A 14,431-nucleotide genomic window follows, 5' to 3' on the forward strand; every position below is an offset into this window, starting at 1 on the left:
TCGTTTTCCCGATAATATTGATCGCGAGAAATGAGGGCGTCCGAACGCGGGAGAAAGACGATCATGATGACCCTGTCGCGGCCGTTGAACAGACGCGCGGCGCTTCGCATCGCCGCTCAAGGCGCCTTGCTCGCGGCACCGTTCACGCGCGCCCTGGCACAAACAGGGCCAGCGGAAGTCAGCATCTCCATGAGCTCGAGCGGCCTGCCGTTCGGCGGTCTGCGTATCGCAGAGCATGGCGGCCTGTTCGCAAAGCACGGCCTCAAGCCCAGGCTGATTGTTTCGGAAAGCGGCAATGCGGCGACCACCGCATTGCTCGCGCGGTCTGTCGATTTCGCCGGCTCCGGTCCCAGCGAGGCGCTGACGGCGCGTGCGCGCGGTCAGGAGATTATCGTTGTCGGAAATCTCTATCGCGGCCTGTCCGGTTCGCTGGTGCTGGCGACGGCGGTGATCAAGAAGCTCGGCGTGAAGCCGGAAGCGCCGGTGGCCGATCGTCTCAAGGCGCTCGATGGATTGACGATTGCGACGCCGAGCGCGACGTCGGCCTACACCGGACCGGTCAAGAACGGCGCCGCGCAGGTCGGCGCCAAGCCGAAGCTGGTCTACATGGCGCAACCGGCGATGTCGGCGGCGCTGGAGACCGGCGCGATCCACGGCATGATCGGGGCCGCCCCGTTCTCGATCGCGCCGGTCGTGAAGGGTTCGGGGGCGGTCTGGATCAGTGGGCCGCGGGCCCAGTTTCCGGCGGAGCTCATGCCGTCGAGCTCGGCCTGCCTGCAGACCTCTGAGGCCTACGCGAAGACCAATCCGGAGGTGGTCCGCAAGCTTCAGGCGTTGCTTGCGGATCTTGCGGTGTTCATCAGGGAGAAGCCCGCTGACGCCAAGCAGGCGCTCGGCAAAGCTTACAGCACCTTCGATGCGGCGACCCTTGACAGTGTTTTCGAGGAAGACAGCGAGAATTGGTCGCGGCCGATCCTGACCGAAGCCGACATGGAGCAGGAGCGGAAGATCCTGCAGGAAACGCAATCGGTGCCCGGCCTGCGCGACATCGACTTCAAGCGCTTCCTGCGGATGGCCATCTGATGACCATGTCCGCAGCCGCAGGCCAGTCGTCGCCCGACGCCGCCGAGATCATTGCCGCGCATCTGACGCGCGCCTCCTATGAGGAGCTGCCGGCCGACGTGGTGGCGCATACCAAGATATGCATCCTCGACACGCTTGCCTGTATCTACGCAGGGACTTGGACCGACGAGGTCCGGGCGGTCGCGGACATCGTGCTGGAGCAGGGTGGTCGCGCGACGAGCACGCTGATCGGCAGCGGATCGCGGAAAGTCCCCGCCGTATCTGCGACGTTCGTCAATGCTGCGTCGGTTCATCAGTATGACTTCGACGACACCCATGACAGGGCGGTCTGCCACCCGACGTCGACATCGCTGGCGCCGGCCCTGGCGCTCGCCGAGCAGCGTGGCGGGGTTTCGGGTCGCGAACTGATCACGGCGATCGCGCTTGGCAACGACATCACCAGCCGGGTGGCGATGGCGATCGGCGGCCGGCTCGACGACTATCCATGGTTTCGTGCGCCGGTCGTCGGCCTGTTCGGTGCGACCGCCGCCGCGATGAAGATGCTGCGGGGCACGGCCGAGCAGCATCGTCATGCGCTCGGCCTCGCGCTGCCGATGAACGGCGGAACGCTGGCCAGTCTGCATCAGGGCGGCTCCAGCGTCCGCTCGATCCGTGACGGCCTGTCGTATCGTAACGGTGTGCTGGCGGCGGAACTAGCGGCGCGCGGCGTGCGCGGCGATGCCGGCGTGTTTGACGGACCGTACGGCTTTTACAAGGTTTTCTTCCGCGGCGAGTACGATCGCGATCAGCTGATCGATGGCCTGGGCACGCGCTTCGAAACGGCGCGGGTCTCGCTCAAGCCGTGGCCTGCGATCCGCCATTTGCACCGCAGCCTGACGGCCGTGCTCGATGTCATGGCGAAAGCGAACCTGGTCTTCGACGACATCGTCGAGGTCGCCGTGCACATCGGCGAGAGCACGCGCCGCCTGTGCAAGACGGCGGTGCGCGGCGACATTCCGGCGAAGCGGATGGATCTGCTCAGCACGCTGGGCTTCGTCATCGGTGCTGCGATCCGTCACCGCGGTGTTCCGCTGATGCTCTACCGCGACACGGCGCTTGCCGACGATGTGATCGAGACGGCCATGCCGAAGGTGCGATGGGTGCTGGACGAGCGGTTGAGCGGCCCTGCCACGTTCGAGAACGCGCATGTGGAGATCAAGACGCGCGACGGCCACGTTCACGTCGGTGAATGCTCCGTTGCGCTCGGCCATCCCGACCATCCAATGTCTCTCGATCAGCGGCATCGCAAGTTTCGCGAATGCGCCATGGCGGCGCGCAACCCACCATCCTCCGCGCGGGTCGACGATATTGTCGCAACGATCGATCGCCTGGAGCAGCTCGAGAACACGGCATCGCTCTCGCGTCTGCTTGCCTGAAAAAGAATCTCCGACCAGCCGTTCGCGCTCAAGACCGGTGCTTCCGGGCACCGGCGCGATGCTGAAGCATCCAAACTACGCTCTCACTGCCGCGATCACCGATTGATCAGTTGGGTGATGTTGCGCTCGATCATATAGTACGATCCGATATAGGCGAAAAATCCGACATAGATGATGCGCTTGGCCGGATCCGTGCAGATGCGCGCGACCCGCGCGACGGGTGCGGACAGCGGGCATTCGAGAATGCCGGCCTCGATGTAGTCGGCGGTGCCAACCGTGACGCGCTCCTGCCAGTTCGCCGCGGTTTTCCCGGCGTGATCCTTGATCAGCCTCGCGAGCTTCTGCTTCTGCTCGGCTCCCCTCGGAAATTTCCGGAACAGCGGCGACGAGACGTAGTTCGATGAGACCGCATACGGTTCGCCACCGATCTTGTCGACCTTCCGAACCAGGACGTACTTGCCCGACAAGGTGCCGTGGAAGATATCGCGTGAAGGTATCTGCGAGCCGTCGACCTCGTCCTTCGAGAGCACCAGCACGGAGAAATCCGCAGCGTCCTTTTCCACGGCACCGATCGACCATGCGACCGGCTGGTCGGAAGGCTGATATGTGACAATGGTCCTGCGCCCGCGCTGACTGGACAGCAGCCCTTCGTGCGAAAGAACCTGGATGGCCTGTCGTACTGTCACGCGCGCAACGGAATGCTCCTGTGCGAGCTCATCCAGGTTGGGGAGCTCATGCCCGTTACGCCAGGCGCCGCTCAGGATGCGTGAGCGCAGGATCGCGGCCAACTGGGCATACAGCGTTACGGGGCCGGGCCGCAGGCCGGAAGCGTTCACGATGTTAGTCCAGACGGTTGCTCGAAAAAGGACGGTTGACCCGCCTTTTCGCATGACGACGACGGACTGGCAAACGTTCCGCATCCGCCGGGCAGCGGTCGAAGCCGCACTATTTCCCGGGATGCAAGTTGATGACCCCGTCGGCTTGCATGTGCGTGATGTCCTCGGCAGAGAGACCGATCGACTGGAGTGCTTCCAGCGTGTGCTGGCCAAGGAGCGGTGCATGGCCGGGAGCGAGTGCCGCATCCTGCCAGAGAATGGGATTGCGTATCGCCATCAGGCGGCCTTCGGTAGGATGGTTCACCTCGCCGACCAGTTCTGCCGCTGAGCATTGAGGGTCGCTCAACAACTCGTCGATCGTGTTCAGGCGCGCCGCGGGGATGTCCAGGCGGTTGCACATGGACAGCCAGAACTGTGTGGAGCTGGCGGCCAGGGTCTCGGCAAGGAACCCGTAGACATACGCGACGGCTTCGGTTCGCGTGCCGATCGACTTGAATCTCGGGTCCTTCATCAGATCCTCGCGCCCAACTTCCGCGAGGAATGCCCGCCAGTGCCTGTCGGTGTAGATGGCCATGCAGATGTGGCCGTCGGACGTGGCAAACGGCCGACGGTCTTCCGCGAGCAAACGGGGATACCCCGCACCGGCGACGGGTGGAACGAATGTCCTGCCGTACAGGTGGTCGGAAAGAACATGCGCGGTCAGCGTTTCGAACATAGGCACGTCGATCTTCTGCGCCGTTCCGGTTCTGTGGCTTGCCAACAGCCCCATCGAGATTGCGTACGCCGCCGATATGCCGACGAGCCGGTCCGCGATGTTCATGGCAACGTAGCGGGGGACAGTGCTCCCGGCCTGTTTCTGCAGGGAAGGCAGCGCGGCAGCGCCCTGGATCAGGTCGTCATACGCCGGGTGATCGGCGGCAGGCCCCTTCTGGTCAAATCCATAGAGGCTGCAATAGACGATCTTCGGGTTGACGTGGCTGACGGCCTCGAATCCGAAGCCAAGCCGCTCGATGACGCGCGGCCGCAGATTGTGCACGATCACGTCGGCGTCTTTGATCAAGCGCAGCGCCGCCTCGCGGCACCGCGGGTCCTTCAAGTCCAGCGAAACGGATTTTTTGGAGCGATTGAGATGCAGGAACAACGGCCCCATTCCCGGCGAGCGTGATGGGCCGATCCCCCGTGTCGTATCGCCCTCCAGCCGTTCGATCTTGATGACCTCGGCACCGTTGTCGGCCAGGATCTGCGTGCATAGCGGCCCCATCAGCACGCTGCTGAGATCGACGACCTTGATGCCGGCCAAGGGACCGATCCGTGACTTCACTTCCGTCATCCTGACAACCGCCCTTTCATTGACGCGGGTTTCAAATCTTCATTGGTCGACCGGGACGAGGCCTCGCTCATCCCGAAGTGCGAACGATCGCCACGTTGGAGGTTCAAGCTGCGATCTCCGGCCGCTTGCTGAGCGCCGCCGGAACGTCGATCTCCAGATCGAGCAGGATTTGCGCGAACGCCTTGCCAAGTGGATCATTGCGCAGCGAGCCGGCGCCGCCGCCGCCCAGCGCCTGAAAGAGCATGAAGTTCAGCGCGCTGGTGCCGGGCACCTCGTAGCGTTCGATGGGGCCGGCCACGAGGTGCGCCAGATGGTCCGCCACGCGCTGCGGCGTGACCTGCTCGAGCAGAATGGGGAAGAAATCGGGGCATCGGGCGATGACAGCGAGACAGCACGTGTCGCCCTTGTCTCCGCTGCGCGCGACGGCGACCGATGACAGCGGCATCCGGACGGTCGGGCCCCGATAATGCGTGATTCTCGTCTCGGCTCTCGCGGACGCCGTTGGCCGCTGCGAAAACATCGCAGGCGCAAAGTTTTGTCTTTCGCCATCCACGTCGACGGTGACGGAAAGCCTGTCCTTGCTAAGAAGCGTCGAGAACAGGCGATAGACCTTCTGGGCCTTTTGTCTGCCGCTGAAACCGGTGGTCCCCGGCGTGCCCGACGTGCCGAACGGGGCAATCTCGCGGCCAAAGATATTGACGGCCGCTTCGTCCTTGTGACGTACCGCGATCCGCAGCACGATTTCGCGGGTTTTCTGAATGGCCGCCTGCGCGGTCGCACCGTAGAGCGAACGCTCGCTTCCAAGCAGATCGATGTGTGTTTCTTCGTAGTCGCCAAGGTTGCGTTCGCGAAAGATCTGCCGCGTGCGCTCCAGCAAGGCGTGACCGATGTGCTCGGCGCGCTCGACGGCATCGCGCCCGACGATCGTCAGAGTAGCCGATGCGCGGTATCCGTCCTCGTAGGTGATGCTGGTCTTGTAGCAGTCGCCCGGCGCGGTTCCTTTCGCGCCTGATACGCTCACCTGATTGGGGCCGACCTGGCGAAGACGGACGTCGCGGATATCGCATGTTACGTCCGGAAGCAGGTAGTTGCCGGGATCCTGTACCTCGTAGAGCATTTGCTCGGCCACGATCAAGGGCGTCACGAGGCCGCCCGTGCCTTCAGGCTTGGTGAGGACGAAGCTTCCGTCCGGTGACACGTCGGCGATCGGATAGCCGACGTCCTCGCGCCCGGGGATCAGCCGCCAGTCGGTGTATAGGCCGCCGGTGGTTTGCGTTCCGCACTCGAGGATGTGACCAACGACCGAGCCGGCCGCGAGCTGGTCGAAGTCGTGCTCTTTCCAGTTAAATTCATGAATCAGCACGCCCAGCGCCAGAGCGCTGTCGACGCAACGGCCGGTGATGACGACGTCCGCGCCTCGCGCCAGCGCGGCGGCGATCGGGAAGGCGCCAAGATAAGCGTTTGCGCTCGTGATCTGATCGGGGAGGGGCAGCCCCGTATACATCTCGTTGGCGCCCTTCAGCAGTTCGGGTTGGCAGATGAGATCGTCACCCTCGACGACGCCGATCTTCAGCTCAATTCCTTTCTCCATTGCGAGGTGCCGGACCGCGGCGGCGCAGGCCTGCGCGTTCATGCCGCCGGCATTGGCTACGACGCGGATGCCCTTCCGCTTGATCTCCATCATGAGCGGAGCCATGACATCCACGACAAAGTCGGTAGCGTATCCTGCCTTGTCGTTGCGTTGGCGTTGCTTGGCCATGATCGAGAGCGTGAGCTCGGCGAGATAGTCGAGCACCAGATAGTCGATCGCTCCGTGCTTGATCAGCTGCTCCGGACCGCGGGCGCTGTCGCCCCAGAAACCGCCTCCGCCGCCAATGCGAACTCTCTCCTTCATGCGATCTCTCCCGTCTGCTTCCTTGCTTATCGGTCTTTCCACTGTGGGGGGCGTCGTTCGTTGAACGCGCGCAGACCTTCCTTGGCGTCCTCCGTCATGATCATCGACGTCAGGGCGGTCTCGGTGAAGGACATCATCTGCTGGAAGGACATGCCGGCGATCGCTCGCAGCGCATACTTGCCTCTGCGGATAGCCGCCGGTGAGTTGCCGACGATCGTATTGGTGAGACTGTCGACGGCCTCGTCCAGCTTGTCGGCCGGTGCGACGGCATTGAGGGTGCCGAGCTCCAGCATGCGGATCGCAGACAGCGGCTTGGCCGTGTAACACAGCTCCTGCAGCACCCTCGCAGGCAGGATGTCCCTCAGGACAGCTAGCACCTGCATCGGAAAAATCCCGATCTTCGCCTCCGGCAAGCCGAACGAGGCGGTGTCGGCTGCGACCGCGAGGTCGCATATTCCGAAGATGCCCATGCCGCCCGCAAAGCAATAGCCATTGACGCGAGCGATCAGAGGCAGATCGCAGTTGACCGCCGCCCGAAGGAGATTCGCGAACGGCGTGCTCAGTTGCGAATAGTCGGGGACAAACGGCGTGTCGCCGGGCGTAAGATCGGCGCCGGCGCAAAACGAACGATCGCCGGCACCGGTGATGACGATCGCACGTGTCGTGCCATCCTTCGGCGCCGCGACGAGGGCATCCGTCATCAGGTGGAAGACGCGGTCCGTCAGGGCGTTGCGACGCTGCGGGCGATTGATGGTGATGCGAAGGATCGGCCCTCGCCGGCTGAAGAGAACGTCGTCATCTGCTGTCATGCAACACCTGAGACCTGCATTTGGAGGGGGTTGAGCACCGAACTAGTATGATTTCGGCAGGCCAAGCTGCTTCTCGGCGATGAAGCAGAGGATCAGTTCGCGCGTGACCGGTCCGATGCGCGGCAGCATCGATTCCCGGAAGTAGCGTTCGACGTTGTATTCCTTGGCGTAGCCGAAGCCGCCGTGGGTCCGAACGGCCCGGTCGCACGCACGGAATGATGCCTCGGCGGCCAGATATTTGGCGGCATTGGCGTATGCTCCGCACGGCTGGCCGGTGTCGTAAAGACGAGCGGCGTGCCAGACCATCAGGTCGGCCGCTTCGAGTTCCATCCAGCTCTCCGCCAGCGGATGCTGAATAGCCTGGTTCTTTCCGATCGGGCGGCCGAAGACGTGGCGCTCGTTGGCGTAGGCAGCGGCCTTCTCGAGGGCGCGGCGTCCGATGCCGACGCAGGCGGCGGCGATCAGGATACGTTCGGGATTCAGGCCATCGAGAAGAATCCTGAATCCCTCGCCCTCGCGGCCGACGCGGTCCTCGACCGGGATAGACAGATCTTCGATGAAGATCGAGTTCGAGTCGACGGCGGCGCGCCCCATCTTGTCGATCTCGGTGACCTTGATGCGGCTGCGATCGAAATCGGTGTAGAACAACGTCATTCCGTCGGTGGGGCGCTTGCTGTTCTCATACGAGGTGGTTCGCGTCAGCAGCAGGATCTTGCTCGCGGTCTGTGCGGTTGTCGTCCAGACTTTCTGTCCGTTGACGATGTAACGTCCGTCTTTCAGGACTGCGCGTGTCTTGATGTGTGTCGTATCGAGACCGGCGTCCGGCTCGGTGACGCCGAAAGCGCAGCGATGCTCTCCGTTGATGAGCGGGGGCAACATGCGGCGCTTCTGCTCGTCGGTGCCGTGAACGACGATGGGATGAGGCCCGAAGATATTGATCTGGACGGCGGACGCTGCCGCTTGTGTGCCGGCCGAGCCTGCCACCGTCTGGATGAAGAGCGCCGCCTCGGTGATCCCGAGGCCGGCGCCGCCGTACTCCTGCGGCATCGCGATGCCAAGCCAGCCGCCCTTGGCGATCTCCGCACGAAACTCCTCCGGAAACGTGTGCGTCCGATCAAGCTCGCGCCAATACTTGTCGTCGTAGCGATTGCAGATCTCCTCGACGGCGTTCTTGATCTGTTGCCGCTCCGGCGTCATCTCCAGGCCGCTCATTCTGTACCTCGTTCAGCATTCCCGGTTCGCGTCGCAAGAGCAGGGGCCGCGGGACGCATTGACCGATCTAGGATGGTTGGACTATTAATAGAACAACTCAGCCTTCGCAACAGGCGCCTGGAGCGTTTCTTGCGGTGGCACACAGAGAATCGCCGGGACAATGCGGCGGCAGCTTCAAAAAGCGACAAAGAGGTGGGGAATGCTCGATCGTCGAATGTTTTGTACGGGCCTTTTGGCTGCTCCGGCCGTGCTGTCATCCGCGCGATCTGCGGGCGCGGAGACCTATCCGTCGCGCCTCGTCACGATTGTCCTGCCCTATCCGGCGGGTGGCGGAACGGATTCTCTCGCGCGCATGTTTGCAGAGGCGCTGGGAAACGGCATCGGGCAGAAGGTCATTGTCGATAACAGAGGCGGCGCTGCCGGAATGATCGGCGGTACGGTGGTCGCGAAGGCGCGGCCGGACGGGTACACGTTGCTCTATACGCTAGGCAACCTCATGATCAATTCATACTACCTTTTCAAGGAACGTCCTTTTCACCCGATCGAGTCGTTCGTGCCGATCACGCAGACCTGCCTCCTGCAGGCCGCGATCGTCACGCGTGCCGACCACCCTGCAAACAACTTGCAGGACTTCATCGATCTCGCGCGTAAGTCGCCGGGACAGCTCAGCTTCGCCTACTATGGCGAATTGGGAATGCTTACGCTCGCGAAGGAGGCCAACTTGGATCTGCTGCGCGTGCCCTACAAGGGCGGCCTGCAGGGCATGCTCGACGTGTCGCAGGGGCGCGTCGATGTCATCGTCAGTTCGGTCGCGCAGTCGCTGGCCTTCATACAGGACCGCCGGCTGAAGGCGCTGGCGATCACGGGCGATGACCGGGTTGAGGCATTGCCCGGGGTCAAGACGGTGAAGGAGACCCTGCCGAACTATCAGGCGCTCGACTATCATGCGTTGTTTGCGCCTGCCGGGACGCCCCAGCCCGTGGTCGATTTTCTGTACGAGAAGTCGGTGTCCGTGCTGACCGAACCCACACTTCGGCAGAAGTTTCTCGGTCTGGGTGGCGTCGTCAACCCGCCGGTGCAGCGGGATTTTCGGGAGTTCATGCAGAAGGACTTCGAACGCATCGGCAAGGTGATCCAGAGCTCCGGCATCGCACCCGAATAGAGCCGGGCGATGCAGCGTCGTGCAGCGCGCTATGACATGAGGATTTGTCGGGCTGGGATGCAGCAATCCTGACTTGATCCTGTCGGCCGCGACTTGAAGGATCGGCTTTCCGCGGCATTCGCTTCGCGCCGGAGCGATGCAGCGTTGCCGGATGGAGTTGATCGACATGCGAATGACTGCCGCGGTCATGTACGAACAAGGCCTTCCCAAACCCTATTCCGAAACAAAACCGTTCAGGATCGAGGAGGTCGAACTCGACGGTCCAGGTGAGGACGAAGTTCTTGTCGAGGTGCAAGCCGCGGGTCTCTGCCATTCCGATCTGTCGCAGGTGGCTGGATTAAGAAGGCGCAAGCTTCCGGTGGTCGGCGGGCATGAGGGCGCCGGCATCGTCCGCGACGTCGGCCGCAATGTCGGCGATCTCCGGCCGGGCGATCACGTCGTCATGACCGTGGTTTCGGGGTGCGGCAAATGCCGCCCCTGCTTTGAAAGCCGGCCCGTCCTCTGTGAGGGCGTGACAGCGCCGAGAACGCAGGGGCTTCTATCGAACGGGGCCCGTCGTCTCAGCCGCAGCGGACAGCCGGTGTTTCATTACAGCGGCGTGTCGGCATTTGCCCAGTATGCGGTGACGGTGCCGAATTCGCTGATCAAGATCGATTCGAGCGTACCGCTCGACGTTGCCGCCATGTTCGGATGCGCCGTCGTCACCGGCGCCGGAAGCGTATTCAACTCCGCCAAGGTCAGGCCCGGGCAGGCCGTTGCGGTGATCGGCCTCGGCGGCGTCGGGCTCAACGCCGTCATGGCCGCGAAGGTTTCCGGGGCGTCGCCCATCGTCGGCATCGATATCAACGAGGGAAAGCTTGCGCTTGCCCACAAGCTGGGAGCGACGCACATGGTTCCGGCGCAGGATCCTCATCTGGTCGAAGCCGTGCTCGATCTGACGAAAGGCGGAGTCGATTTCACCTTCGAGGTGTCGGGCGCGAAGTCCGCGATGGCGACGGCCAACGCGATCACTCGCAAAGGTGGAGAGGTGATCTGTGTGGGTCTCGGGGCATCGAATGAGATGTACCAGTATGCACACGCCGCGCTCGTGACGGAGGAGAAGGTGTTCCGGGGGTCCTTCATGGGAAGCTGTGTGCCAGGCCGTGATATTCCGCGCTACCTTGCTCTCTATCAGAGGGGGCAGATGCCGGTGAACGAACTCAAGAGCGACGTGATCGCCTTCGACAAACTCAACCTCAGTCTCGATCTGCTCGATCGTGGGGAGGTCGTCCGACAGATTCTGTTGCCAAACGGCTAGCGCTGGTTGCCCACTGGAACGGTAAAGTAGATGCGCCGCTCCTGATCTCGCGACAAGCCCAGGCTACCGAGATCGCGGCTTGCTGCGATTCGCATCGGAATCGTTCGTCTGCTGATCGGCCTCGACGTAACGTTTCCGGTCAAGATCATAGCGGGCCATCTTGTCGGCCAGCGTGCGACGCGGCACGCCGAGCTTCTCCATAGCCAGGTTGATCCGTCCGCCGGATTCGGCCAGGCACTCCTCTATTGTCGCTTTCTCGAAGGCCTCCACCCGTTCCGCAAGTGTGCGCCCCGGGACGGGCTCCGATGCAGGCGCCGCCCCACGCTCGAGTCCGAGCACATGGCGTTCGGCGACGTTCCGCAGCTCGCGGATATTTCCGGGCCAGTCACGCCGGAGGAGCTTGTCCGACTGCGCAACGGTGAGCGGCCGGAATTCGCGCTGGTAAGTCTTGGCAGCAGCACTGGCGAAGTAGTCGAACAGCAAAAGAATATCGTCGCCTCGTTCGCGCAGCGGTGGGATGTGTAATTCGGCGACGCATAGGCGGAAATAGAGGTCGGAGCGGAATGCGTTACGACCCTGTGCCTCGTTCAAATCGATCTTGCTCGCCGCGACTGCGCGGAAGTCGACCTTGATGCTGCGGTTCGAGCCAAGCCGTTCGAGCTGCCGCTCTTGCAGCACGCGCAGCAGCTTGCCCTGCATGGCCAGGGGCATGCTGTCGATCTCGTCCAGAAACAGCGTCCCGTCATGGGCATGCTCGATCCGGCCCGGCCGCGCCCTGAGAGCCCCGGTGAACGCCCCCGCATCATGGCCGAAGAACTCGCTCTCGGCCATGGTTTCCGGAACCGCCGCGCAATTGACCGCGACATAGTTGCCCTTCGCGCGCCGCCCAAGATCGTGCAGGCAGCGCGCCACCAGATCTTTGCCTGCCCCGGTTTCGCCGTAGATGACGACGCTCACGTCCGTTCCGGCGAGCTCGCCCACCTGCTCGCGTAGCGACTCCGCAGCGCGCGATACGCCAACAATCCGCGAGGCAAGCGTGGGCGCGACCACCGACCGGCGCAGCCTGCGGTTCTCCAGCACGAGGCGGCGCTTTTCCATGGAACGGCGGACGATTTCGAGCAGTCGCTCGGGCTCGTACGGCTTCTCGATAAAATCATAGGCGCCAAGCCGCATCGCTTCGACTGCGATCGGAATATCGCCGTGCCCGGTGATCATGATCACCGGTAAGTCGGGATCAACCTCCTGCGCGCGGCGCAGCAATCCCATCCCGTCCATGCCTTCCATCTTGAGGTCGGTCACAACCACGCCGTCGAAATCAGCGGTCAGCGCACCGAGCGCGGTCGCAGCCGACGCATGCGAATCAACCTCGATCCCCGCGAGATTGAGCCACTGGCCAATCGCCTGACGCATGGCGATCTCATCATCGATGAGCAGGACGCGATCGCGGTCAGGCATGGAGTAGCGCGTTTTCGGGGTGGTACCTCGGCAGCTCGATGATCATTTCCGTGCCGCCCTCCTCGCGGTTTCTCGCGCGGATCTCGCCGTCGAAATCACGCACGATCCCGTAGGAGATCGACAGCCCGAGACCGAGCCCTTTGCCGATCGCCTTGGTGGTGAAGAACGGATCGAAAATCTGGTCGAGGTGCTCGCGTGGAATGCCGCCGCCATTGTCTGCGATCTTGATGCTGACGACATTGTTCGTGGCGCTGACGCAGAGGTTGATCACGGGCTTTGCGACACCCGCAACCGCGTGCGTTGCATTCTGCAAGAGGTTGACGATGACCTGCTCCAGTTGCACGGTGTGGCCCCTGATGAACAGACCGTGCGGGACCGATGTTTCGATCGTCGTGCGGGACAGTCCGATCTGGCTCTCGATCAGCAGCATTGCCCCGCGCACGGCGCGTTCCACATCGAGCGTCTCGGCCCGGCCAGGCTCGCTCTTGCGGGCAAAGGTCTTCAGGTGTGACGTGATGTTTGCCATCCGTTCTGCAAGTCCGTTGATCAGGTCGAGGTTGCCCGCGACGCGCGAGGTGTCGCCACGGGAGGAATAGACCTTTGTGCTTGCGACGAAGGTACGGATTGCGGCCAGTGGCTGGTTGATCTCGTGTGCGATCGCTGCCGACATCTGTCCAAGTGCCGCGAGCTTGCCGGCTTGCACGAGCGAATTTTGGGTGTCACGGAGCCGCGCCTCGGTTCTCCGTCGCTCCTCGACTTCCGAGCGCAACGCCACGTTGGCTTCGCGCAGTTCACGCGTCCGCTCGGCGACGATTGACGATAGTTCCGCGCTGGCCTTGCGCGCGGCCACCAGCGCCGCGTGCCGCTGCCGCAGGTAGAGCAATGCCGATACGACGATGACGGAAATCGCCGCGCCGATGATAGCGCCGTCGCGCTCGTCGGATTCGATCGTAGCGAGATCAGACAGGCGGTGAATCGTCCACCCGTAATCCTCCAACGGCATTGCCTGATACAGATACGAGTGCTCGCCTTGCGGCGTCCGAACCCGAACGACCTGGCCATCGCCGCGCGACTCGACCCGCTCAAAATCGATCGGCTTCTTGTACCGATTGGGATAGGCGCTACGCTCGGTTCCTTCGGGCCGATGGTGAGCGGCCGCATCGAGCTGGCGGTACTTGAACGACGGATCGCTCGACAGAAAGACGGTCCCGCTTGCGTCGGTGATCAGCACCCGCTCGCCGGCTCTTACCCAGCCCGCCTCGATGCCGTCGAACTCGATGCGAACCACGGCTACCCCGAGCACGGGCGCACTGCCGACTGAGCGGGCGATGTAGTAGCTGGCGCGGTTCGACGCCTGATCAATGCCAAGAAAGGTGCCGCGGCCGGTTTCCATGGCGCTTCTAAGATACGGACGGCCGCTCAGATCGCGCCCGGCACGGGTATCCAGGCCCGCCGGATCATCTCCGGCGAAGATCTCTCCTGATGGCGAGATCACGTAGAGTGCACGCGTGTCGGCCTCGCGGCTCACCCGTGCAAGTTTGTCGTTGAGCTTGTCGCGCAGTGCGGTGTCTAGCGGCGCGGCAAGAGCACGCTGCACATCGGGGTCGAACGAAAGCACGGATGGCAGGTGGTCTTGCCGACTGATTTCCGCCCGCACGACATTTGCGACGACCTGGATCCGCGGTTCGTTGATGGCCTGCAAGGCACGCAGGCCGCTTTCGCGCCAGAGCCGCTGGGCCGAAAAGGAACCCGCAAGAACCAGGAGCAGCGCGAGCAGGACGAAGGCAGCTGTCTGTCGCTTCTGCATAAAAGATTGGAACGATACGGACATGCCCAGCCAGGAAACCCAGGAAAATGCATCAAATGCTACACGGCGGAGAGCACTATCGTCCAGATGCTGCTCGGGGAAGGCGAGCGATCGTGCTGTCCTCTCACGCC

At 63.1% G+C, this 14,431-nt stretch carries 11 protein-coding genes; 4 read left to right on the plus strand and 7 right to left on the minus strand.

Annotation, left to right across the window (positions count from 1 at the left end):
• Positions 1-63: 63 nt before the first annotated feature.
• Together RCO31_RS10975 and RCO31_RS10980 are read left to right on the plus strand one after the other, a co-directional pair.
• Positions 64-1,083 carry an ABC transporter substrate-binding protein gene (locus RCO31_RS10975; protein ID WP_308968358.1) on the plus strand — a complete coding sequence of 340 codons (1,020 nt, stop codon included), beginning with the start codon at positions 64-66 and terminating at the stop codon, positions 1,081-1,083.
• On the plus strand, positions 1,083-2,498 hold the full coding sequence (locus RCO31_RS10980) for an MmgE/PrpD family protein (RefSeq protein WP_308968359.1): 1,416 nt from the start codon (positions 1,083-1,085) through the stop codon (positions 2,496-2,498). Before RCO31_RS10975 ends, RCO31_RS10980 begins: the two co-directional genes overlap by 1 nt.
• Before the next feature lie 95 nt (positions 2,499-2,593).
• Here RCO31_RS10980 and RCO31_RS10985 read toward each other — a convergent pair whose 3' ends face one another.
• The 5 genes from RCO31_RS10985 to RCO31_RS11005 all read right to left on the minus strand — a co-directional run bounded on the left by RCO31_RS10985 (position 2,594) and on the right by RCO31_RS11005 (position 8,579).
• A complete protein-coding gene (locus RCO31_RS10985) occupies positions 2,594-3,334 on the minus strand; it encodes a GntR family transcriptional regulator (RefSeq protein ID WP_308968360.1) in 741 nt (246 codons plus the stop codon).
• Between the two features lie 109 nt (positions 3,335-3,443).
• Entirely contained in the window at positions 3,444-4,655 is a 1,212-nt protein-coding gene (locus RCO31_RS10990) for a CoA transferase (protein ID WP_308968361.1), read from the minus strand.
• Between the two features lie 112 nt (positions 4,656-4,767).
• Entirely contained in the window at positions 4,768-6,558 is a 1,791-nt protein-coding gene (locus RCO31_RS10995) for an acyclic terpene utilization AtuA family protein (protein WP_308968362.1), read from the minus strand.
• 26 nt (positions 6,559-6,584) lie between these two features.
• A complete protein-coding gene (locus RCO31_RS11000; RefSeq protein WP_308968363.1) occupies positions 6,585-7,367 on the minus strand; it encodes an enoyl-CoA hydratase-related protein in 783 nt (260 codons plus the stop codon).
• Between the two features lie 42 nt (positions 7,368-7,409).
• The gene (locus tag RCO31_RS11005; protein WP_308968364.1) at positions 7,410-8,579 is read right to left on the minus strand and encodes an acyl-CoA dehydrogenase family protein; all 1,170 of its coding nucleotides are present in this window, start codon (positions 8,577-8,579) and stop codon (positions 7,410-7,412) included.
• 199 nt (positions 8,580-8,778) lie between these two features.
• On the opposite strand from RCO31_RS11005, the gene RCO31_RS11010 reads away from it, so the two are divergent.
• Both RCO31_RS11010 and RCO31_RS11015 read left to right on the plus strand, forming a co-directional pair.
• Positions 8,779-9,741 (plus strand): tripartite tricarboxylate transporter substrate binding protein, encoded by a 963-nt coding sequence (locus tag RCO31_RS11010; protein WP_308968365.1) that lies wholly within the window; start codon positions 8,779-8,781, stop codon positions 9,739-9,741.
• A gap of 166 nt (positions 9,742-9,907) precedes the next feature.
• Positions 9,908-11,038 (plus strand): zinc-binding dehydrogenase, encoded by a 1,131-nt coding sequence (locus tag RCO31_RS11015; protein WP_308968366.1) that lies wholly within the window; start codon positions 9,908-9,910, stop codon positions 11,036-11,038.
• Between the two features lie 63 nt (positions 11,039-11,101).
• Here RCO31_RS11015 and RCO31_RS11020 read toward each other — a convergent pair whose 3' ends face one another.
• Together RCO31_RS11020 and RCO31_RS11025 are read right to left on the minus strand one after the other, a co-directional pair.
• Positions 11,102-12,493: a sigma-54 dependent transcriptional regulator gene (locus tag RCO31_RS11020; RefSeq protein ID WP_308968367.1), complete on the minus strand. Its 1,392-nt coding sequence runs from the start codon at positions 12,491-12,493 to the stop codon at positions 11,102-11,104.
• Positions 12,486-14,300, minus strand: coding sequence for an ATP-binding protein (locus RCO31_RS11025; protein ID WP_308968368.1), 1,815 nt, complete (start codon positions 14,298-14,300; stop codon positions 12,486-12,488). Before RCO31_RS11025 ends, RCO31_RS11020 begins: the two co-directional genes overlap by 8 nt.
• Positions 14,301-14,431 lie beyond the last annotated feature (131 nt).

It is taken from the genome of Bradyrhizobium sp. LHD-71, from assembly GCF_031157255.1.
Lineage (GTDB): Bacteria > Pseudomonadota > Alphaproteobacteria > Rhizobiales > Xanthobacteraceae > P52-10.

Bases quoted from the DNA above. Each gene is read 5' to 3' on its own strand.
- RCO31_RS11020 (WP_308968367.1), bottom strand. From the start codon at position 12,493: ATGCCTGACCGCGATCGCGTCCTGCTCATCGATGATGAGATCGCCATG.
- RCO31_RS10980 (WP_308968359.1), top strand. From the start codon at position 1,083: ATGACCATGTCCGCAGCCGCAGGCCAGTCGTCGCCCGACGCCGCCGAG.
- RCO31_RS11000 (WP_308968363.1), bottom strand. From the start codon at position 7,367: ATGACAGCAGATGACGACGTTCTCTTCAGCCGGCGAGGGCCGATCCTT.
- RCO31_RS10995 (WP_308968362.1), bottom strand. From the start codon at position 6,558: ATGAAGGAGAGAGTTCGCATTGGCGGCGGAGGCGGTTTCTGGGGCGAC.
- RCO31_RS11025 (WP_308968368.1), bottom strand. From the start codon at position 14,300: ATGCAGAAGCGACAGACAGCTGCCTTCGTCCTGCTCGCGCTGCTCCTG.
- RCO31_RS11010 (WP_308968365.1), top strand. From the start codon at position 8,779: ATGCTCGATCGTCGAATGTTTTGTACGGGCCTTTTGGCTGCTCCGGCC.
- RCO31_RS10975 (WP_308968358.1), top strand. From the start codon at position 64: ATGATGACCCTGTCGCGGCCGTTGAACAGACGCGCGGCGCTTCGCATC.
- RCO31_RS11015 (WP_308968366.1), top strand. From the start codon at position 9,908: ATGCGAATGACTGCCGCGGTCATGTACGAACAAGGCCTTCCCAAACCC.
- RCO31_RS11005 (WP_308968364.1), bottom strand. From the start codon at position 8,579: ATGAGCGGCCTGGAGATGACGCCGGAGCGGCAACAGATCAAGAACGCC.